The following is a 26,184-nucleotide window of genomic DNA, read 5'->3' as shown; positions in this document are numbered from 1 at the left end:
CTCGCCTGTCCGGCAAGGCTGTTGGAACTCATCTCCCGGACCCCCGTCCCCATCCCCGTCCAGCGGCGGTAATCAGCCACACGAGGCTCCCCCATACCGGCCACCATTCTAGTGTGCTGCGCCAGAAATCCTGATGGTTAGTTCTGCTCGGTTTTCTGGCTGACGGTTCCGACCTTGGTGAGGTAGTCGGCGAGGGAGTTGAGGATCTCGTCGGCGGTCTTGGTCCAGGTGAAGGGCCGTGGGTTCTCGTTCCAGGTGTCGATCCATGCGGTGATGTCGTTCTCCAGGGCCTTCACGGAGGTGTGGACGCCGCGGCGGATGAGCTTGTCGGTCAGCAGGCCGAACCACCGCTCGACCTGGTTCATCCAGGAGGAGCCGGTGGGGGTGAAGTGGATGTGGAAGCGCGGGTGTCTGCTCAGCCACGTCTTGATCTCGGCAGTGTTGTGGGTGGCGTAGTTGTCGCAGACGATGTGGACGTCGAGTCCGGTGGGCACCGCCTTGTCGATCCGGACCAGGAACTTCTTGAACTCAATCGCACGATGACGGCGGTGGAGTTGGGATATGACGGTGCCGTCAGTGATGTTGAAGGCGGCGAACAGGCTGGTGATGCCGTGCCGCAGATAGTCGTGGGTCCGGCGTTCGGGCATGCCCGGCATCATCGGCAGGACCGGCTGCGAGCGGTCCAGTGCCTGGATCTGGGACTTCTCGTCCACACAGAGCACCACCGCCTTCTCTGGCGGGTGGTGGTACAGGCCCACGACGTCGACGACCTTGGCGACGAACCGCGGATCGGTGGACAGCTTGAAGGAGTCCTGCAGGTGGGGCTTGAGGTCGAACCGCTTCCAGATCCGGCCGATGGTCGACTTCGACAGGCCGGTGCGCTGCGCCATCGAGGCCCGTGACCAGTGCGTGTCCCTGCCCGGAGTGGACTCCAGGGTGGCCACGATGACTTCCTCGACCCGGTCGAGGAGGACCGAGGGCGGCCGGCCCGAGCGGGGCTCGTCGTGCAGACCGTCGAGGCGTTCGGCAACGAACCGGGCCCGCCAGCGGTCCACGGTCGACCTGTCGATGCCGAGGTCGGCCGCGGCCTGCTGGTTCGTCCCGCCCTCCGCGCAGCGCAGCACGATCTTGGCCCGCAGCGCGAGGAACTGGGCGGTCTTCGCCTGCCGCGCCCACTGCGTCAGCTGCCTGCGCTCAGCCTCGTCCAGGACCAGGTCGGCCTTCGGCCGGCCGATCCAGCCGGCGTCCTCAAGCCCGGCCATCCGCTCCGCGGCGAAAGCCCGCCGCCACTTGCCCACCGTCTTGGCCTGGACACCGACGACCCGCGCCACCCCCGCGTTTGACATGCCGTCAGCGCACGCCAGGATGATGCGGGCCTTCTCGGCCGAGCGCCGGTGCGGCAATTCCGTCCGGCGCACCAACTCGGCACGCTCGGCCTCGGACAGCGTGATCTCCACAGCAGAAGGCCCGGGATGCGACATGCCAACAGGGTAGTAACTAACCATCAGGATTTCTGGCGCAGCACACTAGGTGCTCCGCTCATGACGTCATCGGGTTCGGAACGGTTCCCTTCCGCCCCGCCCTTCACTCGAAACGGTTCCCCTCCGCCCCGCCCGCTCCCCCTCACCCCGCCAGCGGATTCCGCAACGGCAGATACCGCGCGTCCGCACCATCGGCCCCGGTCCAGCGCAACAGCAGGTTCGTCTTCCCGGGCAGCGTGGGCGAGGCGAGGAGCGCGGCGACCTCTGGGACGTCGTGGCGGACCAGTTCCGCACGAACCGCCGGCCAGGGATCCAGCTTCGGGTGGCGCTCGGCGAGGACCCCGGCGATCTCGACGAGGTTGTTGACGACCAGGCAGTACACCAACCGCTCCCACCCAGCCGCCCGGTCCACGTCCGTCAGCAGCTTCACACCCTCCGCGTCCCGGTACAACGCCTGCGCGGGCACCCCGTCCGCGTCGACGGCGACCAGCGTGTTCTGCAGATGCGCTTCGAGTACGACGCCGTAGTCGGCGAACGCCGTGATCGCGGGCGGTACGACCTGCCGCAGATACGCCTCCCACCAGGCCCCCGGGTCGGCCGTACCGTCGAGCGGGCTGCCCTCGAAGCCCTCCACCAACCCCGCGGCGAGCAACGGAGTCGTGCCGGGCAGAAGATGCTCGCGCAGGCCGTCGCGGACCAGGACGGCGAGTTCCTCGAAGGCGAAGTCGGCGGTGCGGTAACCGCGGTCGCTGAGCCAGGCCGCCGGGCCGTCCATCGCGGCGAAGGCGTCCCGGACGGCCGTATCCGTGCGCTGGAGTTTCTGGAGGTCGTGGCGCCACAACCGGCGTACGTCATTGGTGATGCGCACATCGAGGCTGAACTTCAGGAACAGATCCTCGCCGCGTTCCGCAGACCCGGGGCTGTACACCGTGCGGATCGCCGCCGTCGGCCACGCCTCGGTCGCGGTCGTACCGAGCCGGATCAGCCGGCCGTCCGCGAAGGCGTCCGCGAGTCCGGTGCCCACAAGGTCCAGCTGCCACGGGTGTGCGGGCAGCAGCCGATAACCGGGCGGGGCCTCCCCGAGCGCGTCCAGCGCCGAGACATCCCCCTCCTCCACGACCGCGTCCTCGCGCAGCCCTAGCAGCACCAGCGGGAAACGGGCGTACGCCTCCGGGGCGTAGGGCAGCCAGCCCGCGACGGGGCCGCCGCCGCGGGCCTTGGGCGCGGGATGGTAGGGATGGCCGGTGATCAAGGACTGTTCGGAGCGGAGATACGGGTCGTCCGGCGCCGTCGCCCGGTCGCGCGCGGTGAGCAGCGTGGCGACCGCGTCACGGCTGTCCGTCATCTCGGCGGGCAGTTCGTGGTTGGAGACGCCGGTGTGCCGGGTCAGTTCCTCGGCGACGAGTTTCACGAGTTCGGTGTGGTCGACGCGCCGCCAGTCGCCGTCCGCGTACACCTCGGGCTCGGCGGGCCGCCGCTCGCCGCGCACCCGCAGCAGCCGGCCGCTCCCCGGCAGCCGGTACACGTGTCGCTCCCCCGGGTCCGGGAGCGGCCGGGCCACCTCCCGCAGCAGACAGTTGAGCAGGGGCGCGGCCGCGTACGCGTCGGCGCGCTCCGCCACGTCGTCGCCCGGGGGTGTGAAGTCGACGCGATCCATTCGTTCCCTAAGTCCGTGTCCTGCGATCGCGATCAGTATGTCTCTCGTCGCACAGTGTCCCGCCGCCCCGTCTCTGCCCGCTCCGCCTCTCCCCGCCCTGTCTCCCGTCGTCACCGATCATGACGCCCCGTCCGCACCCGAGGAGTCGACCGTGGACCGTCCCCCGCTTCCCGAGGCCGAGGTCGCCGAGGAACTCGCCGACGTACGGCCCGACCTCGTCCAACGGTACGCGGCCGAACTCCCCGGCGCCCGTGCGGCGGTACTCACCCGGCTGTGGCGAGCGCTGGCCTATGAACCCCTGCCGTGGATCGTCGGCCGGACGCCTGGCCTCGTCCTACGGCTCTCCGACGGCCGGCGGCTGCGCGGCCCGCACGCGGACCCGTACGCGACCGACGCCGACGTCACCGTCGTCCACCTCGACGACATCGCCTACGACGATCCGGCACGCCTGATGACGGACCTCGCCGTGCCGCACGGGACCGCCTTCGCGGCCGAACTCGGGCACAGCGTCGCCTCGTTGGCGCTGTCCCGGGCCAACCAGCCCGCCCGCTCCGAGGATTGGCCGGTGCACGACTGGGGGTGGGAGCAGCGGATCGTCGACGGGCACCCCTTCCACCCCAGCTGCCGCTCCCGGCCCGGCTTCTCGGTGGCCGAGCAGCTCGCCTACGGCCCCGAGCACCGGCCGGTGGTGGCCCTGGGGTCGGTGCCGGTGAGGGCGGAGGAGTGTCTGGTGACGGGGGTGTGGCCGGACGAACTGCGGTCTGCGGGGCGGCTGTTGATCCCGGTGCACCCGTGGCAGGCGGCACATGTGCTGAAGCGGACAGGCGACGCTCCGCTCGACGCGCATCCGCTGATGTCCCTGCGCACCCTCGCCCTGTCGGACGGACCGCACGTCAAGACCGCGCTGAGCGCCCGGCTGACCTCCTCGGTGCGGGACATCTCGGTCTACTCGATCGGGCTGTCGGCGACGTTGTCCGCGTTCGGGGAGACGCTGGCGGCGCGCTCGGACGGCCTGTTGCACGTCACCCGCACACTGGGCGCGGCCACGGCCAACTCCCCCGATCTCGCTGCCGTGTTGCGCGAGTCGCCGCAGACGTACGCGGACACGGAAGCGGGCGAGCGGGTTCTGCCGGTGGCCGCCCTCGCGGTCACCGACCTGCCCCGATCGCCCGCCTGGCTGGCCGAGTTCACGCGTCTCGCCCTCGTCGTCTGTCTGCGGCTGCTGGAGTCCGGCGTGGCCCTTGAGGCGCACGGTCAGAACCTGCTGGTGGTGCTGTCCCGCACGGGTGCCCCGCTGCGCCTGGTCTACCGCGATCTCGCCGACATCCGCGTCAGCCCCAAGCGCCTTGCCGAGCAAGGGATTCCGATCCCCGAACTGAGCGGACGCATCGTCACCGACGACGAACTCACCCTGCGCCGCAAGCTGTTCGGATCTCTCGTCGCGGGAGCGCTCGCGGGTACGGCGGGTTCCGGTACCGCGCTCAGGACGGCGCTGGCGGCCGTCGTACCGGATCTGCCGCGCACACCGGACCTCCGGACACTGCTCGAACAGCCGCTGCCGTCCAAGGCGTTGACGCTGATGCGGCTGTCGCCGGAGCTGCCCGGGGACCAGTGGACGGGGCTGCCGAACCCGCTCGTTTTGGAGCCCGGTCCATCTGATCAATAGGATCCGGCGATGATCACAAGACAACGGCTGGCGGCGGGGATCTGTGCCCTGCTCGCCACCCTCACGGCCGGGGTCGCCTTCCCTGCCGGAGCGGTCGCCGACGAGACGGACTCCGCGGCCTCCCCCAAGGTCGAACTCGTGCTGGACGTCAGCGGTTCCATGAGCGCCAAGGACATGGACGGCGGCTCGCGCATGGCAGCGGCGAAGCAGGCGTTCAACGAGGTGCTCGACGCGACACCCGAGGAAGTGCAGCTCGGCATCCGCACGTTGGGCGCCAACTACCACGGCAACGACCGCAAGACGGGCTGCAAGGACACCGCGCAGCTGTACCCGGTGGGCTCCCTGAACCGCACCGAGGCCAAGGCCGCGGTGGCGACGCTCCAGCCCACCGGCTGGACCCCGATCGGTCCCGCCCTGCTGAAGGCGGCGGACGACCTGAACGGCGGTGACGGCACCCGCCGTATCGTCCTGATCAGCGACGGCGAGGACACCTGCCAGCCGCTGGACCCGTGCGAGGTGGCCCGTGAGATCGCGGCCAAGGGCATCGGCCTGACCATCGACACGCTGGGTCTGGTGCCGGACGCCAAGACCCGCGACCAGCTCAGCTGCATCGCGGACGCGACCGGCGGCACCTATACCTCCGTGCAGCACAAGGAGGAACTCTCCGACCGCGTGGGCCAGTTGGTGGACCGCGCCGCCGACCCGGTGGTGACCCCGGTCGCCACCGAGGGCACCGCCCAGTGCTCCAGCGCCCCGACCCTCAAGTCCGGTCTCTACACGGACCGCGAGGAGTTCGGCAAGCAGCGCTTCTACCGCGTGGACGTCAACCCGGGCCAGGAGCTGCGTGCTTCGGTGAGCGTGGGTGCCGACCGTGAAGTCAACCCGGACTACGGGGTGTTGCTGCGGGCCATCACCGTGCACGGCCGCGAGATCGTACGCGGCGAGGGCACCGGCAACGGCCGTACGGACGTCATCTCCACCGGCCTGCGCTACCCGAAGGCGGAGAGCGACGACGACAACGCCCCGGCCGAGACCGTCTGTCTGCAGGTCACCAACTCCTTCTCGGCGGCCACCGGGGTGAAGACCACCCCCGGTCTGCCCCTCGAACTCACCGTGGACGTCGTGGACGGGCCCAGCAAGGCGAGCGACGTGGCCTCCTTCGGCCTCGGCCGCGGCTGGTGGCTCCTCGGCGCCCTCGTGCTGACCGGCTTCGTCGCGGGTCTGCTGTGGGGCTGGCTGTCACGCTGGCGGCTCGCGGTCTGGAGGACCAACTGATGCGGATCACACGTGTGTTGAGCACGGCCCTGCTGCTGGCGGGACTGGCGGCGGCACCGGCTGCGGCCGACTCCTCGCCCTCCGCGAGCCCCTCCGACGACAGCTCGGCGCCCACGCAGGCGGGCACCTCCTTCCGTACGGCGACGGAGCTCGACCAGGGCCAGCAGGCCACCGCGAGCGGCTCCACCGGCGACTACCTGTACTGGTCGTTCGCCGCGGACGCCGGCCAACGCCCCACCGTCAAGGCGACGGTGAAGCTGCCCGACACCCACGCGGGCGAGACCTGGCAGCTCGACGTCTACGACGGGCTGCGGCGCCGCCAGGCCTGCCAGTACGGGGCCGCGACGCGCACCGCCGCGCAGGACGCGACCTCCCTGGACCTGGCGTGCACGCTGCGTACCGTCCGTGCCTGGTCGGAGACTTGGGCCAACGACCCGCTGCCGGGCACGTACTACGTCCGGCTCACGGTCGTGGATCTGAAGTCCTCGGACCTGGGTCTCCCGGTGAGCACCGAGATCCGCGTGGACTCCAAGGACATCGGCGGTTCGGCGGCGGTGGACGGTTCGCTGGCGCAGCCGCTGACGCCGGGGATCGCGGCCAAGTCGGCGTCCGATGAGGACAGTTCGTCGTCGACGTCGGCGGCGCTGTCGAGTATCGAGCCCGACGGCGGCTGGTCCTCCGGCTGGTGGTCCGACCGCTGGGTGTGGACCGGCGTGGGCGGCGTGCTGGCCGCGCTCGCGGGGATCGGCGGATATGCGCTGACCCGGGGTTCGGGGCGACCGAGACGGGTTCCGCCGCCCGGCATGTAACTCCGTGACGCCCCGTCAGAAGGCCCGCCCGCAGCGGGCCTTCTGTCATGTCAGGCCCGTTCTCAGGCCTGTTCTCAGGCCTCCCGCAGCGCCTTCGCGAGCATGCCGTCGCCGCTCACCTCGACACGTCCGGCGCGCACCGCGTCGGGAAGGCTCAACTCCCCCTGCGCGAGGGCCGTACACGTGTCGACGTCCAGCGCGAGACGGGCATCGGGCTCCCGGGGAGCGGCCCCTTCGCCATAGACGGGCCCGTCCTCCTCCACCCCCGCGTAGACGTGGAACTCCCCCTCCTCCAGCCGGACTTCGATCAGCCCCTCCCCCTCCAGAGCCCGCAGCAACGGCAGCGCGAACCAGTGCGCACGCACCGCGTCGGTGGGCCGCCGCTCCCCCAGCTCGGGCGCACCCCAGGCGCCGAGGGCTTGCAGCACGGGCAGCAACTCCCGCCCGCGACCGGTGAGTTCGTAGACGAAGGCGGCACCGGGAGGCGGCAGTCGCCTACGGGTCGCCAGCCCGTCCCGCTCCATGTCCTTCAGCCGTGAGGCGAGTACGTCCGTGCTGACACCCGGCAGATCGGCGTGCAGGTCCGTGTAGCGGCGCGGGCCGGCGAGGAGTTCGCGGACGATCAGCAGGGTCCAGCGGTCGCCGACGAGGTCGAGGGCCCGGGCCGCGGAACAGTACTGGTCGTAGCTTCGGCGAGGTGACATGCGACGCAGTCTAGACATGTTGTTGGACTTTCCAAGCTCACACTTGGTAAAACCAAGCAACACACGAAGCCGATGGGGCGAGGGCGCAATGGAGTTCCGGCAGTCGAGCAAGCTCAGTGAGGTCTGTTACGAGATCCGCGGTCCGGTGATCGAGCACGCCAACGCACTGGAGGAGGCAGGCCACAGCGTTCTGCGCCTGAACACCGGCAACCCCGCGCTCTTCGGCTTCGAGGCGCCCGAGGAGATCATCCAGGACATGATCCGGATGCTCCCCCAGGCGCACGGCTATACGGACTCCCGCGGCATCCTCTCCGCCCGCCGCGCGGTCGCCCAGCGCTACCAGACCCTGGGTCTCGAAGTCGACGTGGACGACGTGTTCTTGGGCAACGGCGTCTCCGAGCTGGTCTCCATGGCCGTACAGGCACTGCTGGAGGACGGCGACGAAATCCTCATCCCCGCCCCGGACTTCCCGCTCTGGACGGCGGTGACGACCCTCTCCGGCGGCAAGGCGGTGCACTACCTCTGCGACGAACAGGCCGACTGGTACCCGGACCTGGACGACATGGCTGCGAAGATCACGGACCGCACCAAGGCCGTCGTCATCATCAACCCGAACAACCCCACCGGCGCCGTCTACCCCAAGGAGATCGTCGAGGGCATCCTCGACCTCGCCCGCCGCCACGGCCTGATGGTCTTCGCCGACGAGATCTACGACCAGATCCTCTATGACGACGCCGTCCACCACTCGGCCGCGGCGCTCGCCCCCGACCTCGTCGTCCTCACCTTCTGCGGCCTGTCGAAGACGTACCGCGTGGCCGGCTTCCGCTCGGGCTGGCTGGTGGTCACGGGCCCGAAGCAGCACGCCAAGAACTACCTGGAGGGCCTGACGATGCTGGCCTCCATGCGGCTGTGCCCCAACGCGCCCGCGCAGTACGCCATCCAGGCCGCGCTCGGCGGCCGCCAGTCCATCCGCGACCTGACCGTGCCGGGCGGCCGGCTGCACGAACAGCGCAACGTGGTGTGGGAAAAGCTGAACGAGATCCCGGGGGTCTCCTGCGTGAAGCCCAAGGGCGCCCTGTACGCGTTCCCCCGCCTCGACCCCAAGGTCCACAAGATCCACGACGACGAGAAGTTCGTCCTGGACCTCCTGCTCCGCGAGAAGATCCAGGTCGTCCAGGGCACCGGCTTCAACTGGCCCACCCCCGACCACTTCCGCATCCTCACCCTGCCGTACGCCGACGACCTGGAGGCGGCGATCGGCCGGATCGGGCGGTTCCTGGGCGGGTATCGGCAGTAACGGCCAGGCGGACAGCTACGGGCGCGCCGCCCTGGGTAACCCCTCCCCATGACCGACCGCCCCCTGCTGCTCCTCGACGTCGACGGCCCCCTCAACCCGTACGGCGCCCGGATCCTGCGCCACCGCGGCTATGTCACCCACCGGCTGTGGCCGACGAACTGGTCGGCCCGGCAGCCGCCGGGCTCCCGGCGGCTGCGGCGCGGGCTGCGGGTGCGCCTGCACCCCGGGCACGGTGAGCGAATACTCGCGCTGCCGTACGAACCCGCCTGGGCCACCACCTGGATGCACCAGGCCAACGAGATGATCGCGCCGGCTGTCGGGCTCCCCGGCGACCTCCCGGTGATCGAGTTCACCGACCTGTTCGCCGAGGACCCGGACGGCCTCTACTGGAAGACCCGCCAGATCGTGGCCTGGGCCGCAGGCCGCCCCTTCGTCTGGGTCGACGACCTGGTCACCGACCTGGACGTACGGCATGTCGAGGCCCACCACGACGGGCCGGCGCTCCTCCTCAAGGTGGACCCGCGCAGGGGTCTACGGGAGGGCGATTTCGCGACGTTGGAGCGGTGGGCCCATAGCCTGTGAGCTATGGGCGATCTTTTCCTCGTACGGCACGGAGAGACCGAATGGTCCCGGTCGGGGCGGCACACCAGCTCGACCGATGTCCCGCTCACCGCGAAGGGGCGGGAGGAGGCGCGCGGGCTGGTGCCGCTGATCCGTTCGCACCGGGTCGGCGCCGCGTTCGTCAGCCCCATGCAGCGCGCCCGGGAGACCGCCGAGCTGATCGGGCTGACGGACGTCCGCATCGACGTGGATCTGCGGGAGTGGGACTACGGCGGCTACGAGGGCATCACGACCGTCGAGATCCAGCGCACCCGGCCGGACTGGTTCCTGTTCACGGACGGGGTCACGCCCGGGCCGCCGGACCATCCCGGGGAGAGCCCCGAACAGGTGGGCCAGCGCGCCGACCGCGCCCTGGCCAAGGTGGACGCGGCCCTCGCCAACACCGAGGGCGTGGTCGTCCTGGTGGCACACGGCCACTTCCTACGGGTGCTCACCGCGCGGTGGCTCGGGCTGCCGCCGTCGAAAGGCGCGTTGTTCCAGCTCGCGACCGGGACGCTGTGCCGGCTGAGCACGGAACATGGGCGGCCGGTCATCGCCGCCTGGAATGTCAGACCCCCGTCGTAATCTTCAAATGGGACGCGGGGGCGTCCCCAAGGCAGGCCGCCGGACGGGAAGGAGCACGCCGTGACACGACCGCCGACCGCCGCGCAACGGCGTGTCATCGACGCCGCCGATCCCGTCACCGGGCGGCTGCGGGGTACGGAGGCGCAGCTCGCCGCGCTGGTGAGGCGGGAGCTGGCGTTCCGGCACCCGCGTCCGCCGCACGACCACTTTCTGACGCCGGCGGGGCATCGCATACGGGAGTCCGAACCGGAGGTCGCCGAGCCCGGCGCCGCCGCCGAAGCCTCCGCGACCCCCAACTCCACCACTACCGCCGGGGTGTTCGCCGCGCGCATCGGTGGCGAGGAGGAGACGGGCGTCGCCCCTGCCGCCCGCACCCGTGAAGTGCACAGCGCCTGGCAGGGGCTGCTGGAGCTGCGCCGGATGACCAATCCGGACGGTTCCGTGGAGCGGCCCTGTGGCTGGGAGCGGACCCATCTGGTGCAGGCCGCCGCGCTCGCCCTGGAGGCCGCCGGGCACCGGCCCGCCGGACGGGACACGGAGGGCTACCGGGTGCGTGTGACCCCGCAGCCCGAGGCCGTCGCCGTGCGCGACCCGGACGGGGAGGCGCTGCGCGCCTGCGCGGGGACGCTGGAGCGGGCGGGCTGGCAGGTGAGCGAGCACAAGGAGCCGCGTTCCGGGGCGAGTTATCTACTTGCCTCACCGCGGCGGACGTGAACGGACCCGACCGGGCCTGAGGGGCATGCCAAGATCGGTTGGGCAGATCGTCCGTCAGTGCGAGAAGGGAACGCAGTGAGCGAGCCGTTTTCCGTCCCGGTGACCGTCCGCGGATACGAGACCGACAGCCTGGGCCACCTCAATCAGAGCGTGTACCTGCAGTACGCGGAGCACGCCCGCTGGTCGGCGCTGACCGCCGCGGGGGCGGGCCAGCCCGAGTTGATCGCCCAGAGGATCGGGCCGGTCGTCCTGGAGACCACCATCCGCTATCTGCGCGAGCTGCGCGTGGACGAGGAGGTGACGGTGAGCTGCGGCTTCGAGTGGGGCGAGGGCAAGACGTTCCGCGTGCTGCAGACGATCACCAAGGCGGACGGTACGGTCTCCGCGGAGATCGTGTCGACCGTCGGACTGCTGGACCTCCAGAAGCGCAGGCTGGTCGCCCAACCGCAGGAGTTCTTCCGGAAGTTGACCACGAATCCGGGCCTGTTCGGGCTCTGAGCCGGTACTACTCCGACTCGCGCTCGGTGTCGTAGGCCGCACGGGACTCCGCGATGTAGACGCGGTTGCGCTCCGCCCAGTCCGTCAGCCGTAGCAGGGTCTCGTGCAACTCACGGGCCACCGGGGTGAGTTCGTACTCGACCTTTGGTGGCACCGTCGGGTGCACGGTGCGGGTGACGAGTCCGTCGCGCTCCAGGTTGCGCAGGGTGAGGGTCAGCATGCGGCGGCTGATGCCCTCGATGCTGCGCTCCAACTCGGTGAAGCGGATGGGTCCATGAGCCGCCGCCACCAGGATCTGCACGCTCCATTTGCCGGAGACCCTGTCAAGAACTTCACGCACCGGACAGGCGTGCGCGTTCACGACCTGGACGGTAACACCGGTGTTCCCTTGGGACATTGAAGTGCCTCCTTACGACGACCTCCATGGTTCCTCACGATGTACCCCGTTACAAGTCGTGCACCTATGGTTCCTATGGATAGCCACGGAGGTCAGACCGTCATGACGGCACTCACCGGGTCCGAGTCGAAGACATCACGGACGCGCCCGTCGCCCCGAACGTACTCCCGCTGGGTGTCCCTCGTCGTCCTGTGCGCCGGGACGTTGATGACGATCCTCGACGGCAACATCGTCACGGTCGCCATGCCCGCGATCCAGAACGACCTCGGTTTCTCGGGGCCGGGGCTCGCCTGGGTCGTCAACGCGTATCTGATCCCGTTCGGCGGACTGCTCCTGCTCGTCGGGCGGTTGGGCGATCTGGTGGGCCGCAAGCGGATGTTCACGGCGGGGCTCGCCGTGTTCACCGCGGCGTCCGTGCTGTGCGGGGTCGCGACCAGCCAGGGCATGCTGATCGCGGCCCGGGCCGTGCAGGGCGTCGGCGGGGCGATGGCCTCGGCCGTGGTCCTCGGGATGCTGGTCGCGCTCTTCCCCGAACCGCGTGAACAGGCCCGCGCCATCGCGGTGTTCAGCGCGGTCGGCGCCGGCGGCGGGGCGCTCGGCACGTTCCTCGGCGGGGCGCTGACCCAGGCCCTGAACTGGCACTGGATCTTCCTCATCAACCTGCCGATCGGCATCGTGGCATGGCTCGCGGCCGTCCGCGTCCTCGCCCCGGAACAGGGCGCCGGACTCGGCAAAGGCGCGGACTATCCGGGAGCCGCGCTGGTCACCGGCGCGCTGATGCTCACGGTGTACGTCATCATCGGCACCGGCGACCGCTCCCTCACCGCGACCCTCCTCCTGGCCGCCCTCGCCCTGGCCCTCTTCGTGGCGTTCACCGTCCGCCAGGCCCGGACCGCCCGCCCGCTGCTCCGCCTCCGTCTGTTCCGCTCCCGGCTCCTGACCGGGGCGAACGCCGTGCAGATCCTGATGATCGGCACGATGTTCGGCTTCCAGTTCATCGGCGCGTTGTACGTCCAACGGGTGCTCGGCTACAGCGAGTTGCTCACCGGGACGGCCTTCCTGCCGGCGCCGGTCGCGATCGGCGTGCTGATGCTCGGCCTGTCGGCACGGACCATCGGCCGCTTCGGCGCGTACCGGGTACTGCTGGCCGGACTCGTCCTCATCGTCGCCGGAATGGCCCTGCTGGGCCGCGCCCCCGCCGACGGCTCCTACGTCACGGACGTCCTGCCGGCGCTGCTCCTGCTGGCCGCCGGGTTCGCCGCCGCGATGCCCGCGCTCACCGGGCTCGCGATGTCGGGGGTGCGGGAGGAGGACGCGGGACTGGCCTCCGGGCTCTTCAACACCACGCAGGTGGTGGGTGGTTCGCTCGGGCTGGCGGTGCTGTCGACGCTGGCGGCGGGACGGACCGACGGACTGCTCGCCAGGGGTGCGGAGTTGATTCCGGCGACTGCGGAGGGGTACCAACTGGCTTTTCGGACGGGCGCGTTGATCGCGGTGGCAGCTCTGGTGCTGGCGGCGGCGGTGCTGCGAGCGGGGAGGGACCGGGGGCGGGAGCGGGGCTGACATCCCCACGGCCGTGCGCCCGCGCTTCAACCTCGGCCAGCGCCTCCGCCAGTGCCTCTGACCGCCCCACGCCAGCGCGCCTCACGCCTCCGCCCGAGTCACGCCCCGGCCGGCCCCGAGCGTCCGCCTCGCGCCCCTGCCCCGCCCGCCCTGCGCCCGCGCCTCCGCTCACGCCGCACACCGCACACCGCGGGCCGCGGGCCGCGGGCCTTCACTCTCGCTCGGGCCGACCGCACGCTCCGCCCGTCACCCCGCCCCGCACCCGCGCCTCCGCTCACCCGACGCGCCGCACGCCACCGGCCCTCACCCTCGCTCGCTCGGGCCGACCACACGCTCCGCCCTTCACCCCCACCCCACCCGGATCACCCCTCCCCGAACGCCGCCCGGTGGTCCTGGACCCACTCCCGATAAGTCCGCGCCGACCGCCCCAGCACCTCCCGTACGTCACCGGTCACGACCTCGTTGCCGCCCTCCCGGACGAACCCCCTGCTGATCTCGGAGGCATCGATGAACGTGTCGCTGAAGCCCAACCCGAGCAGATACTCGCGCGCCTCGGCCGAGGACAGGTCCCGCACCTCGACCGGGCGCCCGAGGACCCCGGCGAGGACGGCGGCCTGGTCCGGGACGCTGAGCACCTCGGGGCCGGTCAGCGTGTACGTCCGCCCCGAGTGGGCCGGGTCGAGCAGGGCGGCCACCGCCACCTCGGACACGTCACGCGGGTCGACCACCCCCTGGCCACCGGTGCCGCTCGTGTTCGGGATCGGGCTGCCCGAGCGCACGGACGCCGCCCAGCCGAGCGTGTTCGAGGCGAAGGCCGAGGGGCGCAGGATCGTCCACTCCAACTCGCTGTCCCGCACGGCCTGTTCACCGGGTACGTGCCAGGTGCCGACCGGTCCGACGGCGGGGTCGCCTGCGCCGATTCCGGAGAGTTTCACGATGCGGCGTACGCCCGCCGCCCGTGCCGCCTCAACGAGACCCCGGTCGTGCTCGGCGTCGTCCGGCCCGAACACCCCTACCAGGAAGGCGACTTCGGCGCCGGTCATCGCCGCCTCCACCGAGGCCCGGTCGGCGTGGTGGCCCCGCGCCGTCTCAACTCCCTCCGGGAACTGGGCCTTTGCGAGGTCCCGGGTCAGGGCGCGCACCTTCTCACCGCGCGCCGCGAGCTGTCGTACGACTTCACTGCCGATGGTGCCCGTGGCACCCGTAACGAGGATCATGACCACCACAGTGGGCGGGGAGGCGGCCTTGGTTCTAGGAGATTCCGGCACGTTCGGGGGCCGTGTTCGGACCGGTGGCGCGCTTACCGTGGAGGGGTGACGAACGCCCTGTCGCAGTGGGCCGTGCCCCTGCCCGACGAACTGCGCCCCTGGATCGCGCGGGTCGGTGCCCTGCGGCTCGACGCCGTGCCGAAGGAGCCGTTCGTGCATCTCCCGGACGCGGACACGAAGGTGGTCGTACGGGTCGAGGGGAACGGCCGGCGCAGCGTCCTGGTCGTCGGACCGCGCGTCCGGGCCACCTACCACGCGGGCAAGCCGCTGGTGTCCTGCGTGGAGGTGCGGCTGGCGCCGGGCACCACGCTGCCGCTGCTGGGTGTTCCGGCGGTCGACCTCGTCGGCCATGCCGTGTTCCTGGGTGACCTGCCCGGCCAGAAGGCCCGCCAACTCTCCGACGAGCTGCGCTGGTTGGACGCCGATCCCGAGCGCACGGTGGAACGGCTCGCGGAGGTGCTCCCCGCGCGGCTCACCGCCGTCGCGGACTCCTCACGCACCGAACTCGTCCGGGCCGGCGTCGACGCGATGTCGATCCGCACCGGTCACCTGCCCGGCCCGGTGCCCGACGTGGCCCGTGAACTCGCCGTCAGCGAGCGGCAGTTGCGGAACCTGTTCGCCGAGGGGGTCGGTCTCTCCCCCAAGCACTACGCCCGCATCAACCGCGTCCGCGCCGTACTGGCCCACGCGGCCGAGCTCTCCTGGGCCCAGCTCGCCGCCGTCACCGGCTACTACGACCAGTCCCACATGACGTCCGACTTCCGCGCTCTGATGGGCGTCCCGCCCCGGTCGTACTTCACGGGACGGCTGCCGGCGGCCATGCCCTGCCAGTCCGTCCGGCGCGGCTGAACGCGGATGCGGTTCGGGCACCCCGGGTGTCCCGACATGAGGACGCGGTACGCCAACCTCCTGGCTCGGCAGGGGAATTCACAGTGACTTGCTAACACCACCCCACAACTCTCCCAAGTTCACGCGCGAGTCTCAGCTGCCTTTCACCGTTGCCGTGTACCGCGCCCGCCTTGGAGATGACGTGCCGTTCTTCCGAAGAAAAGCCGCCCGCCGCACCCTGCTCGCAGCCTTCGGAACGGCGGCGATCGCGAGCCAGTGGCCGTCCGCGGACGCCTCGACTTCGGGTGGGGCGGGGCTCGACGCCCCGGCGAAGAAGGACATCGCGATGCGGCTGGTGTCGAGCGCGGAGAACTCCTCCCTGGACTGGGAGGCGCAGTACGCGTACATCGAGGACATCAGCGACGGGCGCGGTTACACCGGCGGGATCATCGGTTTCTGCTCCGGTACCAGCGACATGCTGGCGCTCGTCGAGCTGTACACGAAGCGGGCCCCGGGCAATGTCCTCGCCGGCTATCTGCCCGCGCTGCGCGCCATCAACGGCACTGCCTCGCACAGCGGGTTGGCCTCCGACTTCCCCTCCGCCTGGCGGAAGGCCGCGCACACGTCCGCCGCGTTCCGCAGGGCGCAGCGCGACGAGCGGGACCGCGGCTACTTCGACCCGGCCGTGGCGCGCGCCAAGAAGGACGGGGTGGGCACGCTCGGGCAGTTCGTCTACTACGACGCGATGGTGATGCACGGCCCGGGCACGGACCCCCTCTGCTTCGGCGGCATCCGCGCCCGGGCCCGCAAGCACGCGGCCACTCCCACCGACGGCGGCGGCGAGACGACGTATCTCAACGCCTTCCTCGACGCCCGGGTCTGGGCGATGAGGCAGGAGGAGGCGCACAGCGACGTGACCCGGGTCGAGACGGCCCAACGGGTGTTCCTGAAGAAGGGCAACCTCGACCTGGACACACCGCTCAAGTGGAAGGTGTACGGGGACAGTTACGAGATCGGCTGACGGGCGAGGGGTACGGCTCCGGTCGTACCCCCAGCTTGTGCGCGGGCCCGGCCGAGGTGGTGGAAGACCAGGTTCAGGGCCACCGCGGCGACGCAGCCCGTGGAGATGCCCGAGTCGAGGACGATCCGTACGGTCTGCGGGAAGGCGTGGTAGAAGTCCGGCGCCGTGATCGGGATGATGCCGACGGCCAGCGAGACCGCCACGATCAGGATGTTGTCGTCCCGGTCCAGACCCGCCTTGACGAGGGTCTGGATGCCGCTGGCGGCGACCGAGCCGAACAGGACGACGCCCGCTCCGCCCAGGACCGGGCGCGGTACGACGGCGATGAGCGAGGCTGCCATCGGGCACAGGCCCATCAGCACCAGGAAGCCGCCGCCGGTGGCGACGACGTATCGGCTGCGGATGCGGGTCATGGCGACCAGGCCGATGTTCTGGGCGAAGGCGCTGCACATGAAGCCGTTGAAGAGGGGGCTGAGGGCCGAGCCGAGGGTGTCGGCGCGCAGGCCCGCTGCGATGGTCCGTTCGTCGGCGGGGCGGTCGACGATCTCGCCCAACGCCAGCATGTCCGCGGTGGATTCGGTCATCGAGACCACCATCACGACGCACATCGAGATGATCGCGGCGACCTGGAACTGCGGTGCGCCGAAGTGGAACGGGCTCGGGAACCCGATGACGTCGGCGTCCGCGACCGGGCTGAAGTCCGTTGCCCCGAAGGGGATCGCGAGGAGCGTGCCGATCAACAGGCCTAGCAGGACGGCTATTTGCTTGACGAAGCCGCGGGTGAAGCGGCGGAGGACCAGGACGATGACGAGCGTCGCGGCGGCGAGGCCCAGGTACGTCCGCGAACCGTAGTCGTGTGCCGAGGGGTTCGGTCCCTGTGCCCAGCCGAAGGCAACGGGCAGCAGGGACACGCCTATCAGCGTGATGACGGTGCCGGTGACGACCGGCGGGAAGAAGCGCACCGCCTTGCTGAAGAAGGGGGCGGCGAGGAAGCCGAGGAGGCCGGCGACGATCACCGCGCCGAAGATGACGGGCAGCGCGTCGGACTTGTCCTTGGTGGAGGCGACGATCGCGGTCATCGGGGCGACTCCGGCGAAGGTGACGCCGTTGACGAAGGGCAGCCGGGCGCCGATCTTCCAGATACCGATGGTCTGCAGGAAGGTGGCGAGGCCCGCGGTGAAGAGGCAGGCGCCGGTGAGGAAGGTGAGTTCGGTGCCGGAGAGGCCGACGGCCGCCCCGACGATCAGCGGCGGGGCGACGACTCCCGCGTACATGGCGGCCACGTGCTGCAGTCCCGTGGTGGCCATCTTGAGTGCGGGGAGTTTTTCGTCGACGGGGTGGGCGTTCACGGCGGTTCCTCCGGGTCAGCTAACACGTCGGCTCTGACGTGGGTTTCATGGAGGTGGTGCGCGGTCGTGCGGGACCGAGGGACGGAACCCAACAAAAGGGGCACATAAGGCCGTTCCGGGGCGCACACATCCATGCACGCCCCGGCCACGGCCACCGGTCGAGGGCCGTCCCCCTCAACCGGAGATCTTCAACTCAGCGATGCCGTACGGCGATTCATGCTGAGCGTGGTCAGCCCTGCGCGGCGATCCGCGCCAGGCGCTGAGCCTCTTCCCGCGTGGAGCGGGCGATCGTGTCCTCGTCGACGTGCAACAGCCGGTTGTCCTCGACGATCTGACGGCCGTTCACGAACGACGCGGTGACCGGGGCCGCCGCGCCGAAGACCAGCGCGGTCACCGGGTCGGCGATCGAGGCGTGGGCGAGGGTGTCCAGGTTCCACAGCACGAGGTCGGCGAGCTTGCCCGGCTCCAGGGAACCGATCTCGCTTGCGCGGCCCAGGACTTGGGCGCCGCCGTACGTTCCGAGGCGCAGTGCCTGGCGGGCGTTGAGGGCTGCTTCGCGGTGGGCGCCGAGGCGGTTGATGAGGAGGGCGTTGCGCAGCTCGGTGTGGAGTTCGCCGGACTCGTTGGACGCGGTGCCGTCGACGCCGAGGCCGACCGGGACGCCGGCGGCGAGCATGTCGGGGACGCGGGCGATACCGGCCGCGAGGCGGGCGTTGGAGGAAGGACAGTGGGCGACACCGGTCTTCGTGCGGGCGAAGGCGGCGATGTCGGAGTCGTTCATGTGGACGCAGTGCGCCATCCACACGTCCTCACCGAGCCAGCCGGTGGACTCGAAGTAGTCGGTCGGGCCCATGCCGAACAGCTCCTTGCAGAACTGCTCCTCCTCGACCGTCTCCGAGCCGTGCGTGTGCAGCCGTACGCCGAGCCGGCGGGCCAACTCGGCGCCCTGCTTGAGGAGTTCGGTCGAGACGGAGAACGGCGAGCAGGGGGCCACGGCCACCTGGGTCATCGCGTCGAAGGAGGCGTCGTGGTGCTCCCGTACCGTCGCCTCGGTCGCGGCGAGGGCGCCCTCCAGGGTCTCGACGGCGAAGTCCGGGGGCAGGCCGCCGTCCTTCTCGCTGCGGTCCATGGAGCCGCGGGCCAACGTGAAGCGGACGCCCATCTCGCGGGCGGCGCCGATGATCGCGCCGGAGAGGTCGCCGGAGCCCTTCGGGAAGACGTAGTGGTGGTCCATCGCGGTGGTGACACCGCCGCGGGCCATCATCGCGAGGGAACCCTGCGCGGCGGCGCGGACCATCGGCTCGTCGATGCGCGCCCAGGTCGGGTACAGCGCGACGAGCCAGTCGAAGAGGTTGTGGTCGGTGGCCAGGCCCCGGGTGATCCACTGGTAGAAGTGGTGGTGGGTGTTGACCAGGCCGGGGGTCACCAGGTGACCGGACGCGTCGATCCGTCGTACGACGTTCTCCAGGCCCTCGGGGGCCCGGCCCGCGCCGAGGGACTCGATGCGGTTGCCGGCGACGACCACATACCCGTTCGCGTACTCGGTGTCGGCGGCGTCGACGGTCGCGATCGAACAGTTCTCGATGACGATGCGCTGAGTTGCTGCCATGGTTCGTCCTATTCACTGTGTGGAATGGGCACGGCAGGACCCTGGGATTTGAGTACCGCGGCCCGCGCTGGAGGGCGGACCACGGGTGCCGCAAAGGGAGTTGCTCAGAGGTTGGTGAGATCCACCGGGATCTTCGGCTCGCAGCCGTCCCGCAGGATCGTCGCCTCGATCAGGCCGTACGGCCGGTCCGCGGCGAAGTACACCTCGTTCTCGTTCTTCAGCCCGAACGGCTCCAAGTCCACAAGGAAATGGTGCTTGTTGGGGAGGGAGAAGCGCACCTCGTCTATCTCGCTGCGGTTGTTGATGATCCGCGAACCCATTTGGTACAGGGTCTGCTGGAGCGACAGCGAGTACGTCTCCGCGAAGGCCTGGAGCATGTGCTTGCGCACCTGCTCGTAGGACTTCTCCCAACTCGGCATCTTCTGCTCGTCGTCGGACCAGTTGAAGCGCCAGCGGGCGGAGACCTGGGTAGCCAGGATGCGGTCGTAGGCCTCGGGGAGGGTCGTGTACTTGTCCTTGACGTAGCCCCAGAACTCGGAGTTGGTCGAGTTCATCACGACGAGGTCCTTGAGGCCGGATATGACCTCCCAGCTCTCGCCGTCGTAGGTGATCTGCGTGACCCGGGTCTCCTGGCCCTTGCGGACGAAGGAGTGCTTGACCTCGTCGGCGCCGATGAACTGGGAGTTGGCGTCGGAGGTGTCGATCCGCTCCCAGGAGTACTCCTCGATGCGGATGCGCGCGGTCTTGATCGGCTCCTGGCTGGTCACGAAGTGCCGGGCGAGGTGGATGCCGAACTGCTCGGCGGACTCGATGCCGTGCTCCTTGGCAAACGCGTACACCGTGTTCTTGGTGGTGTCGGTCGGCAGCACGTTGGCGTTCGAGCCGGAATAGTGGACCTCGTCCATGTCGCCGCTCAGCGACACGGACACGTTGAGGTCCTTGATGTGGTGGGTGGCGCCGTCCCGCGTGATCTTGACGACTCGGTTCTCGGCCTTGCCGTACTGGTTCTGGCCCAGGATCGTAGGCATGTGTCTGCTAGCTCCCTCGGTATACGGAGTAGCCGAACGGGTTGAGCAGCAGCGGTACGTGGTAGTGCTCGCCGGGCTTCACGGCGAAGGTGATCGCCACTTCCGGGAAGAACACTCCGGTCGTCGCACCGCTGTCCCGATTCGCGGGGGCGTCCTGCTGCGCATCGGCTTGCTTCTTTTCGAAATACGGCTCTACGGCGAACTCAAGCCGTACGTGTGTGGTGCCCTCCGGCAGCGCGGGAAGGTCCTTGCACCGGCCGTCCGCGTCGGTGGCCGAGCCTCCGAGCGGCTGCCACTCCTCCAACGGGCCGCTCCGGGCGGCGAGTTGGACGGCGACGCCCTCGGCGGGGCGGCCGACGCTGGTGTCCAGGATGTGCGTGGACACCGAGGCGGTGGTGCTGGTGCTCATGCGCGGGCTTCCTCTTCGACGATGCGGGCGAGCCGGATGCGGTTGATCTTGCCCAACTCGGTGCGGACGATCTCGCGTTCCCGCTCCGGCGCGTTGCCGATCCGTTCCCTGACCGCGTCGCGCATCTGCTCGCCGGTGCGGCCGGTGGCGCAGATCAGGAAGACATGGCCGAACTTCTCCTGGTACGCCAGGTTGAGGTCGAGCATCTCCGCCCTGAGGTCCTCGGAGGCGCCCGCCATGCCGCGCTGCTCGCGGGCGGAGGTGGGGTCGCCGGGCTTGGGCCGGCCGATCGGCGGGTGACCGGCCATCGCCTCGGCCAGGTCGTCGGCGGTCAGCTCCGCCATCGCGGAGTCGCTCGCGGCGTACAGGTCCTCGGGGCCGGCATACGGACGGGCGGCGAGCAGCCGCCGCGCCCACGCCGTGGAGGCGCACGCGTCGAGGAGCGCGGCGAACGCCGCGTGCTCCTCCAGGACGTTGAACCGGACGAGCCCCGGCGGCATGGATGTCGAAGTCACGGGGGCCTCCGTGGCCTTGTGCTGAACGGGCTGCCCAGTAGCTAACGCCCCGCGGAACACCACGTCAACACTTTGTTGAAAATTCCGGGTAACAAACCCCCCGGAGTCTCCCGAAGGGCCCGCTCAGGCCTCTTTCTCCCGATTGAGGTAGTTGTACACGGTGAACCGGCTGACCCCGAGGGCGCTCGCCACGGTCTCCACCCCGTGCCGCACGGAGAAGGCGCCGCGCGCCTCCAGTATCCGTACGACCTCCTGCTTGGCCTTGCGGTCGAGGTCCGCGAGGGGCTTGCCCTTCTTGCGTTCCATGGCGGCCAGGATGTGGTCCAGCGAGTCCGCGAGCTGCGGCAGGCGTACGGCGACCACGTCGGCGCCCTCCCAGGCGAGCACGACGTCGTCGGGGCCGGCCTCGTCGGGCGGGAGCATCTCGCCGCCCATGGCGTCGATCAGCGGCTTCACGGCCGCGATGAACGGCCCGTCCGCGATACCGGTCACCGGTCGCCCTCGCCGATCACGTTGAGCTGGAGCGAGACCCGGGTGGCACCGGCCTCCAGGGTCCTGCGCAGCAGCGCGTCGACGGCGGTGAGCACCGCGTCGGCGCCGCCCTCGGCCGTGTTGCCGAACGGCCCGACGTCCACGGCGTCCAGCTCCGCAGCCTCGATGACCTCCCGGGCCACCAGCGCATGCGCGGGCGCCTCGTCGAGATCGAAGGGCTCTGTCGTGAACTCCACTCGCAATCGCACGCGCACAACCTAACGCGCGGTGCCGTTTTCCGCCGAGCCCCCTTGACAAGCTCCGACACCCGACGGCAATCTTCCATTAAGCAGAAACCATATTCCGCGATACGGAATATGGAGACGGCATCCGACACGGAAGGGAGCGCGACCCCGATGGGATTCGCAGACCAGCGCTTCAACGTCAACCTGTCGATCCTCTTCACCGAACTCCCGCTCCTGGAGCGCCCCGCGGCCGCCGCCGCGGCCGGCTTCACCGCGGTCGAGCTGTGGTGGCCCTGGGTCGACTCCCCCACCCCCGAGCAGTCCCAACTGGACGCGCTCAGGCGGGCGTTGGAGGACGCGGGCGTCCAGCTCACCGGCCTGAACTTCTACGCAGGACAGCTCCCCGGCCCCGACCGAGGCGCCCTGTCGATCCCCGGCGAGGAGTCGGAGAGGTTCCGCGCGAACATCGACGTGGCCGCCGGCTTCGCCCACTCGCTCGGCGCCACGGCCCTCAACGCGCTCTACGGCAACCGCGTCGCCGGCGTGGACCCGGCCGAGCAGGACGCGCTCGCACTGGAGAACCTGGTGCTCGCGGCCCGCGCCGCCGACCGGATCGGCGCGGTCCTGCTGGTCGAGGCCCTGAACAAGCCCGAGTCGCCGCTGTACCCGCTCGTCAGCGCACCCGCCGCCGTGGGAGTCGTCGACAAGGTCAACGCCGCGTCCGGCCTCGGCAACGCGCGCTTCCTCATGGATCTCTACCACCTGTCCATGAACGGCGAGGAACTCCCGTCCGTGATCGAGCAGTTCACGGCGAAGACCGGCCATGTGCAGATCGCGGACAACCCGGGCCGCGGCGCCCCCGGCACCGGCACGCTCCAACTGGAAGACCTCCTCGACCAGTTGAGGAAGGCCGGTTACGACGGCTGGGTGGGCCTGGAGTACAAGCCCGGCGACCGCCCGAGCGCCGAGGCCTTCGACTGGCTCCCGCGCGCGGCGCGCTGAACTCCCCCGACTTTGCTGAGCAGTTAGAGAGGTCCCTTCATGAGCAGTCTCCCCAGGATCGCGTGGATAGGCCTCGGCATCATGGGCTCCCCCATGTCCGAGAACCTGATCAAGGCGGGCTACGACGTCACCGGATTCACTCTGGAACAGGACAAGTTGGACCGCCTGACCGCCGCCGGCGGCACCGCGGCCGGCTCTATCGCCGAGGCCGTGCGGGACGCCGACGTGGTGATCACCATGGTCCCCGCGTCCCCGCAGGTCGAGGCCATCGCCTACGGCCCGGACGGCATCCTGGAGAACGCCCGCGCCGGCACCCTCCTGATCGACATGTCGTCGATCACCCCGCAGACTTCGGTGGACCTGGCAAAGGCCGCCGTGGACAAGGGAGTTCGGGTCCTGGACGCCCCCGTCTCCGGCGGTGAGGCCGGTGCGATCGAGGCCGTCCTGTCCATCATGGTCGGCGGCGGACAGTCCGACTTCGAGGAGGCCGAGCCGATCTTCGACGCGCTCGGCCGGACCATCGTGCTGTGCGGTCCGCACGGTTCGGGCCAGACCGTGAAGGCCGCCAACCAGCTGATCGTCGCCGTCAACATCCAGGCGTGCGCGGAGGCCGTGGTCTTCCTGGAGAAGTCGGGCGTGGACCTGGCGGCCGCCCTCGACGTCCTCAACGGCGGGCTCGCGGGCTCCACCGTGCTGACGCGGAAGAAGGACAACTTCCTCAACCGCGACTTCAAGCCGGGCTTCCGGATCGACCTGCACCACAAGGACATGGGCATCGTCACGGACGCGGCGCGCAACGTCGGCGCGGCGCTGCCCGTGGGCGCCGTGGTGGCCCAGCTGGTCGCGTCGCTGCGCGCCCAGGGCGACGGCGGCCTCGACCACTCGGCGCTGCTGCGCGCCGTAGAACGCCTGTCGGGCGCGCAGCTCTAGCACCCCCCCCAGACCCCGGGCGGCGCCGTCGCTGACAACTGTCCTGTCGCGCCCAGGCGTTGGCGCCGCCCGGAACCATGCCCACCAGTTCAACAAATTGTCGAGGAATGCTCTCCATGTCGAAGCGCGTGCTCACGACCGAGTCCGGCGCCCCGGTCGCCGACAACCAGAACTCCGCCTCCGCCGGCATCGGCGGCCCGCTCCTCCTCCAGGACCAGCACCTGCTGGAGAAGCTCGCCCGGTTCAACCGCGAGCGCATCCCGGAGCGCGTGGTGCACGCCCGGGGCTCCGGCGCGTACGGCTACTTCGAGGTCACCGACGACGTCACCGGCTTCACCCACGCCGACTTCCTGAACACGGTGGGCAAGCGCACCGAGGTGTTCCTGCGCTTCTCCACGGTCGCCGACTCGCTCGGTGGCGCGGACGCGGTGCGCGACCCGCGCGGCTTCGCGGTCAAGTTCTATACGGAGCAGGGGAATTACGACCTCGTCGGGAACAACACCCCGGTGTTCTTCGTCAAGGACCCCATAAAGTTCCCGGACTTCATCCACTCGCAGAAGCGCGACCCCTTCACGGGCCGTCAAGAGCCGGACAACGTATGGGACTTCTGGGCGCACAGCCCCGAGGCCACGCACCAGGTGACCTGGCTGATGGGCGACCGCGGCATCCCGGCGTCGTACCGCCACATGAACGGCTACGGCTCGCACACCTATCAGTGGACGAACGCGGCGGGCGAGGCCTTCTTCGTCAAGTACCACTTCAAGACGAACCAGGGCGTGCGCAGCCTGTCTTCCGACCAGGCGGCGGAGCTCGCGGGCAAGAACCCCAACTCCCACCAGACGGACCTGCTTCAGGCCATCGAGCGGGGCGTGAACCCGTCCTGGACCCTGCACGTCCAGCTCATGCCGGCGGCCGACGCGGCGGAGTACCGCTTCAACCCGTTCGACGTCACCAAGGTGTGGCCGCACCGGGACTACCCGCTCCAGCGCGTGGGCCGCCTGGTCCTGGACCGCAACCCGGACAACGTGTTCGCCGAGGTCGAGCAGGCCGCGTTCTCCCCGAACAACTTCGTGCCGGGCATCGGCCCTTCGCCCGACAAGATGCTCCAGGGCCGCCTGTTCGCCTACGCGGACGCGCACCGCTACCGCCTGGGCGTCAACCACACCCTGCTCGCGGTGAACGCCCCGAAGGCGACGACGGCGCAGAACTACGGCCGGGACGGCTTCATGGCGTCCAACTCCCAGGGCCGGGCAGCGAAGAACTACGAGCCGAACTCCTACGACGGCCCGACCGAGACCGGCCGTGCGCTGTCCGCCCCCCTGTCGGTCACCGGCTACACGGGCACGCACGAGGCTCCGCAGCACACCAAGGACGACGACTTCTACCAGGCGGGCGAGTTGTACCGCCTGATGTCGCCCGAGGAGCGGTCCCGCCTCGTCGCGAACATCGCCGGCGGCCTCGCCCAGGTCTCCCGCGACGACGTGATCGAGAAGAACCTCGCCCACTTCCACGCCGCCGACCCGGAGTACGGCCGACGCGTGGAGGAGGCGGTCCACGCCCTGCGCGAGGACTGAACCGGGGCCGAAGAACCGGAAGACTCAACAGACGGCCCGTGTGTGCCGGACGACCCGGATGAGGGGTGGTCACCGGCACCACGCGGGCAGGGCCAGGACCGCGGCGGAATGCGAGCCAGTGCGGTGGTGAAGGTTCCAGGGGCTGCTTCTCGACCTGAGGGAAGAAGCACCCGGTCCCGTCGCGACCGCCGCGGTCCCAGCCGAAGGCTTCTACACAGGGCTCCCTGGGGCTCCCCCTTTTCACAGAGGGGCTCCCCTCCCCACTCCCCAGACTCCGTCCGGCGGCGCGAACGTCCTGTCGCGCCCAGCCTCGCGCCGTCGGACGGCCACCACGACGAGCGCCGGATACGGACAGTTCCGTATCCGGCGCTCTTCGGCGTTTCCGGGTGCGGATCCGCCGTAGGCACAGCAGCCTGAAGGCATGGCACACCCATCGGAACACCCGCACATCGTGGTCCATCCCCCGGCGCTGGACGGCTCCCGCCGGGTCACCACCGGTGACGAGACCCTCGGTGTCGCGTCCCACCTCGACGACGTCGTCGAGATCCTGCGCCTCGCCGATCTGGACCGGATCGAGGTCGAGGAGAGCGACCTGATCGACTGGCAGGGCGGCGGGCCCGAGGACTGGCCCGGCCTGTCGGAGCACCACGATCAGTGAACCTCAAATAAACCTCTGAACCCCCCTCGCG

27 protein-coding genes are annotated in these 26,184 nt (G+C 70.1%); 15 read left to right on the top strand and 12 right to left on the bottom strand.

The window, feature by feature from the left end:
• Positions 1-137 precede the first annotated feature (137 nt).
• Together OG496_RS43695 and OG496_RS43690 are read right to left on the bottom strand one after the other, a co-directional pair.
• Entirely contained in the window at positions 138-1,481 is a 1,344-nt protein-coding gene (locus OG496_RS43695) for an IS630 family transposase (RefSeq protein ID WP_405971617.1), read from the bottom strand.
• Between the two features lie 142 nt (positions 1,482-1,623).
• Positions 1,624-3,138 (bottom strand): IucA/IucC family protein, encoded by a 1,515-nt coding sequence (locus OG496_RS43690; protein WP_405974787.1) that lies wholly within the window; start codon positions 3,136-3,138, stop codon positions 1,624-1,626.
• A gap of 151 nt (positions 3,139-3,289) precedes the next feature.
• On the opposite strand from OG496_RS43690, the gene OG496_RS43685 reads away from it, so the two are divergent.
• From OG496_RS43685 to OG496_RS43675, 3 genes are read left to right on the top strand one after another with little or no spacing between them, the layout of a single operon-like run.
• The gene (locus tag OG496_RS43685; protein WP_405974786.1) at positions 3,290-4,804 is read left to right on the top strand and encodes an IucA/IucC family protein; all 1,515 of its coding nucleotides are present in this window, start codon (positions 3,290-3,292) and stop codon (positions 4,802-4,804) included.
• Between the two features lie 9 nt (positions 4,805-4,813).
• Positions 4,814-6,079, top strand: coding sequence for a VWA domain-containing protein (locus OG496_RS43680; RefSeq protein WP_405974785.1), 1,266 nt, complete (start codon positions 4,814-4,816; stop codon positions 6,077-6,079).
• Complete coding sequence (locus OG496_RS43675) at positions 6,079-6,888, top strand: hypothetical protein (protein WP_405974784.1); 810 nt, start codon at positions 6,079-6,081, stop codon at positions 6,886-6,888. Before OG496_RS43680 ends, OG496_RS43675 begins: the two co-directional genes overlap by 1 nt.
• 74 nt (positions 6,889-6,962) lie before the next feature.
• Here OG496_RS43675 and OG496_RS43670 read toward each other — a convergent pair whose 3' ends face one another.
• Entirely contained in the window at positions 6,963-7,592 is a 630-nt protein-coding gene (locus OG496_RS43670; protein ID WP_405974783.1) for a winged helix-turn-helix transcriptional regulator, read from the bottom strand.
• A gap of 88 nt (positions 7,593-7,680) precedes the next feature.
• Between OG496_RS43670 and OG496_RS43665 the strand changes: the two genes are divergently transcribed.
• From OG496_RS43665 to OG496_RS43645, 5 genes are all read left to right on the top strand, one after another.
• A complete protein-coding gene (locus tag OG496_RS43665; protein WP_317887857.1) occupies positions 7,681-8,889 on the top strand; it encodes a pyridoxal phosphate-dependent aminotransferase in 1,209 nt (402 codons plus the stop codon).
• A 48-nt stretch (positions 8,890-8,937) separates the two neighbouring features.
• A complete protein-coding gene (locus OG496_RS43660) occupies positions 8,938-9,471 on the top strand; it encodes an HAD domain-containing protein (protein WP_399389616.1) in 534 nt (177 codons plus the stop codon).
• 3 nt (positions 9,472-9,474) lie between these two features.
• Complete coding sequence (locus tag OG496_RS43655) at positions 9,475-10,074, top strand: histidine phosphatase family protein (protein WP_366493832.1); 600 nt, start codon at positions 9,475-9,477, stop codon at positions 10,072-10,074.
• Positions 10,075-10,134: 60 nt separating this feature from the next.
• The gene (locus tag OG496_RS43650; protein WP_405974782.1) at positions 10,135-10,788 is read left to right on the top strand and encodes a hypothetical protein; all 654 of its coding nucleotides are present in this window, start codon (positions 10,135-10,137) and stop codon (positions 10,786-10,788) included.
• Positions 10,789-10,863: 75 nt separating this feature from the next.
• Positions 10,864-11,286 carry an acyl-CoA thioesterase gene (locus OG496_RS43645; RefSeq protein WP_405974781.1) on the top strand — a complete coding sequence of 141 codons (423 nt, stop codon included), beginning with the start codon at positions 10,864-10,866 and terminating at the stop codon, positions 11,284-11,286.
• 7 nt (positions 11,287-11,293) lie between these two features.
• Here OG496_RS43645 and OG496_RS43640 read toward each other — a convergent pair whose 3' ends face one another.
• Positions 11,294-11,683, bottom strand: coding sequence for a winged helix-turn-helix transcriptional regulator (locus OG496_RS43640; RefSeq protein ID WP_405974780.1), 390 nt, complete (start codon positions 11,681-11,683; stop codon positions 11,294-11,296).
• Between the two features lie 102 nt (positions 11,684-11,785).
• Between OG496_RS43640 and OG496_RS43635 the strand changes: the two genes are divergently transcribed.
• Entirely contained in the window at positions 11,786-13,246 is a 1,461-nt protein-coding gene (locus OG496_RS43635) for an MFS transporter (protein ID WP_405974779.1), read from the top strand.
• 362 nt (positions 13,247-13,608) lie between these two features.
• Here OG496_RS43635 and OG496_RS43630 read toward each other — a convergent pair whose 3' ends face one another.
• Complete coding sequence (locus OG496_RS43630; protein ID WP_405974778.1) at positions 13,609-14,463, bottom strand: NAD(P)H-binding protein; 855 nt, start codon at positions 14,461-14,463, stop codon at positions 13,609-13,611.
• A gap of 96 nt (positions 14,464-14,559) precedes the next feature.
• Here OG496_RS43630 and OG496_RS43625 point away from each other — a divergent pair, with 96 nt between their 5' ends.
• Positions 14,560-15,363 (top strand): helix-turn-helix domain-containing protein, encoded by an 804-nt coding sequence (locus OG496_RS43625; protein WP_405974777.1) that lies wholly within the window; start codon positions 14,560-14,562, stop codon positions 15,361-15,363.
• Positions 15,364-15,544: 181 nt separating this feature from the next.
• Positions 15,545-16,363: a chitosanase gene (locus OG496_RS43620; RefSeq protein ID WP_405974776.1), complete on the top strand. Its 819-nt coding sequence runs from the start codon at positions 15,545-15,547 to the stop codon at positions 16,361-16,363.
• On the opposite strand, the gene OG496_RS43615 is transcribed toward OG496_RS43620, so the two are convergent.
• The 7 genes from OG496_RS43615 to OG496_RS43585 form a co-directional block, all read right to left on the bottom strand.
• Positions 16,348-17,712, bottom strand: coding sequence for a nucleobase:cation symporter-2 family protein (locus tag OG496_RS43615; RefSeq protein ID WP_405974775.1), 1,365 nt, complete (start codon positions 17,710-17,712; stop codon positions 16,348-16,350). The genes OG496_RS43620 and OG496_RS43615 overlap by 16 nt on opposite strands.
• A gap of 229 nt (positions 17,713-17,941) precedes the next feature.
• Complete coding sequence (locus tag OG496_RS43610; protein WP_405974774.1) at positions 17,942-19,321, bottom strand: 8-oxoguanine deaminase; 1,380 nt, start codon at positions 19,319-19,321, stop codon at positions 17,942-17,944.
• A 104-nt stretch (positions 19,322-19,425) separates the two neighbouring features.
• On the bottom strand, positions 19,426-20,349 hold the full coding sequence (gene pucL / locus OG496_RS43605) for a factor-independent urate hydroxylase (RefSeq protein WP_405974773.1): 924 nt from the start codon (positions 20,347-20,349) through the stop codon (positions 19,426-19,428).
• A gap of 7 nt (positions 20,350-20,356) precedes the next feature.
• Positions 20,357-20,758, bottom strand: a complete 402-nt coding sequence (gene uraH, locus OG496_RS43600; RefSeq protein ID WP_405974772.1) for a hydroxyisourate hydrolase — start codon at positions 20,756-20,758, stop codon at positions 20,357-20,359.
• Positions 20,755-21,273 (bottom strand): 2-oxo-4-hydroxy-4-carboxy-5-ureidoimidazoline decarboxylase, encoded by a 519-nt coding sequence (gene uraD, locus OG496_RS43595; protein ID WP_405974771.1) that lies wholly within the window; start codon positions 21,271-21,273, stop codon positions 20,755-20,757. Before uraD ends, uraH begins: the two co-directional genes overlap by 4 nt.
• A gap of 123 nt (positions 21,274-21,396) precedes the next feature.
• Positions 21,397-21,765: a helix-turn-helix domain-containing protein gene (locus tag OG496_RS43590; protein WP_405974770.1), complete on the bottom strand. Its 369-nt coding sequence runs from the start codon at positions 21,763-21,765 to the stop codon at positions 21,397-21,399.
• A complete protein-coding gene (locus tag OG496_RS43585) occupies positions 21,762-22,013 on the bottom strand; it encodes a hypothetical protein (RefSeq protein WP_328677005.1) in 252 nt (83 codons plus the stop codon). Before OG496_RS43585 ends, OG496_RS43590 begins: the two co-directional genes overlap by 4 nt.
• Positions 22,014-22,160: 147 nt before the next feature.
• Between OG496_RS43585 and OG496_RS43580 the strand changes: the two genes are divergently transcribed.
• The 4 genes from OG496_RS43580 to OG496_RS43565 all read left to right on the top strand — a co-directional run bounded on the left by OG496_RS43580 (position 22,161) and on the right by OG496_RS43565 (position 26,153).
• Positions 22,161-22,991 (top strand): TIM barrel protein, encoded by an 831-nt coding sequence (locus OG496_RS43580; protein ID WP_405974769.1) that lies wholly within the window; start codon positions 22,161-22,163, stop codon positions 22,989-22,991.
• A 39-nt stretch (positions 22,992-23,030) separates the two neighbouring features.
• The gene (locus tag OG496_RS43575) at positions 23,031-23,921 is read left to right on the top strand and encodes a 2-hydroxy-3-oxopropionate reductase (RefSeq protein ID WP_405974768.1); all 891 of its coding nucleotides are present in this window, start codon (positions 23,031-23,033) and stop codon (positions 23,919-23,921) included.
• Positions 23,922-24,037: 116 nt separating this feature from the next.
• Complete coding sequence (locus tag OG496_RS43570; protein WP_405974767.1) at positions 24,038-25,495, top strand: catalase; 1,458 nt, start codon at positions 24,038-24,040, stop codon at positions 25,493-25,495.
• 421 nt (positions 25,496-25,916) lie between these two features.
• Entirely contained in the window at positions 25,917-26,153 is a 237-nt protein-coding gene (locus OG496_RS43565; protein WP_366493849.1) for a hypothetical protein, read from the top strand.
• Positions 26,154-26,184: the final 31 nt, after the last annotated feature.

This window comes from Streptomyces sp. NBC_00988, assembly GCF_045162645.1.
In the GTDB taxonomy this organism is placed as follows: Bacteria; Actinomycetota; Actinomycetes; order Streptomycetales; family Streptomycetaceae; genus Streptomyces.
This window is presented reverse-complemented; position numbering and strand designations above follow the sequence as displayed.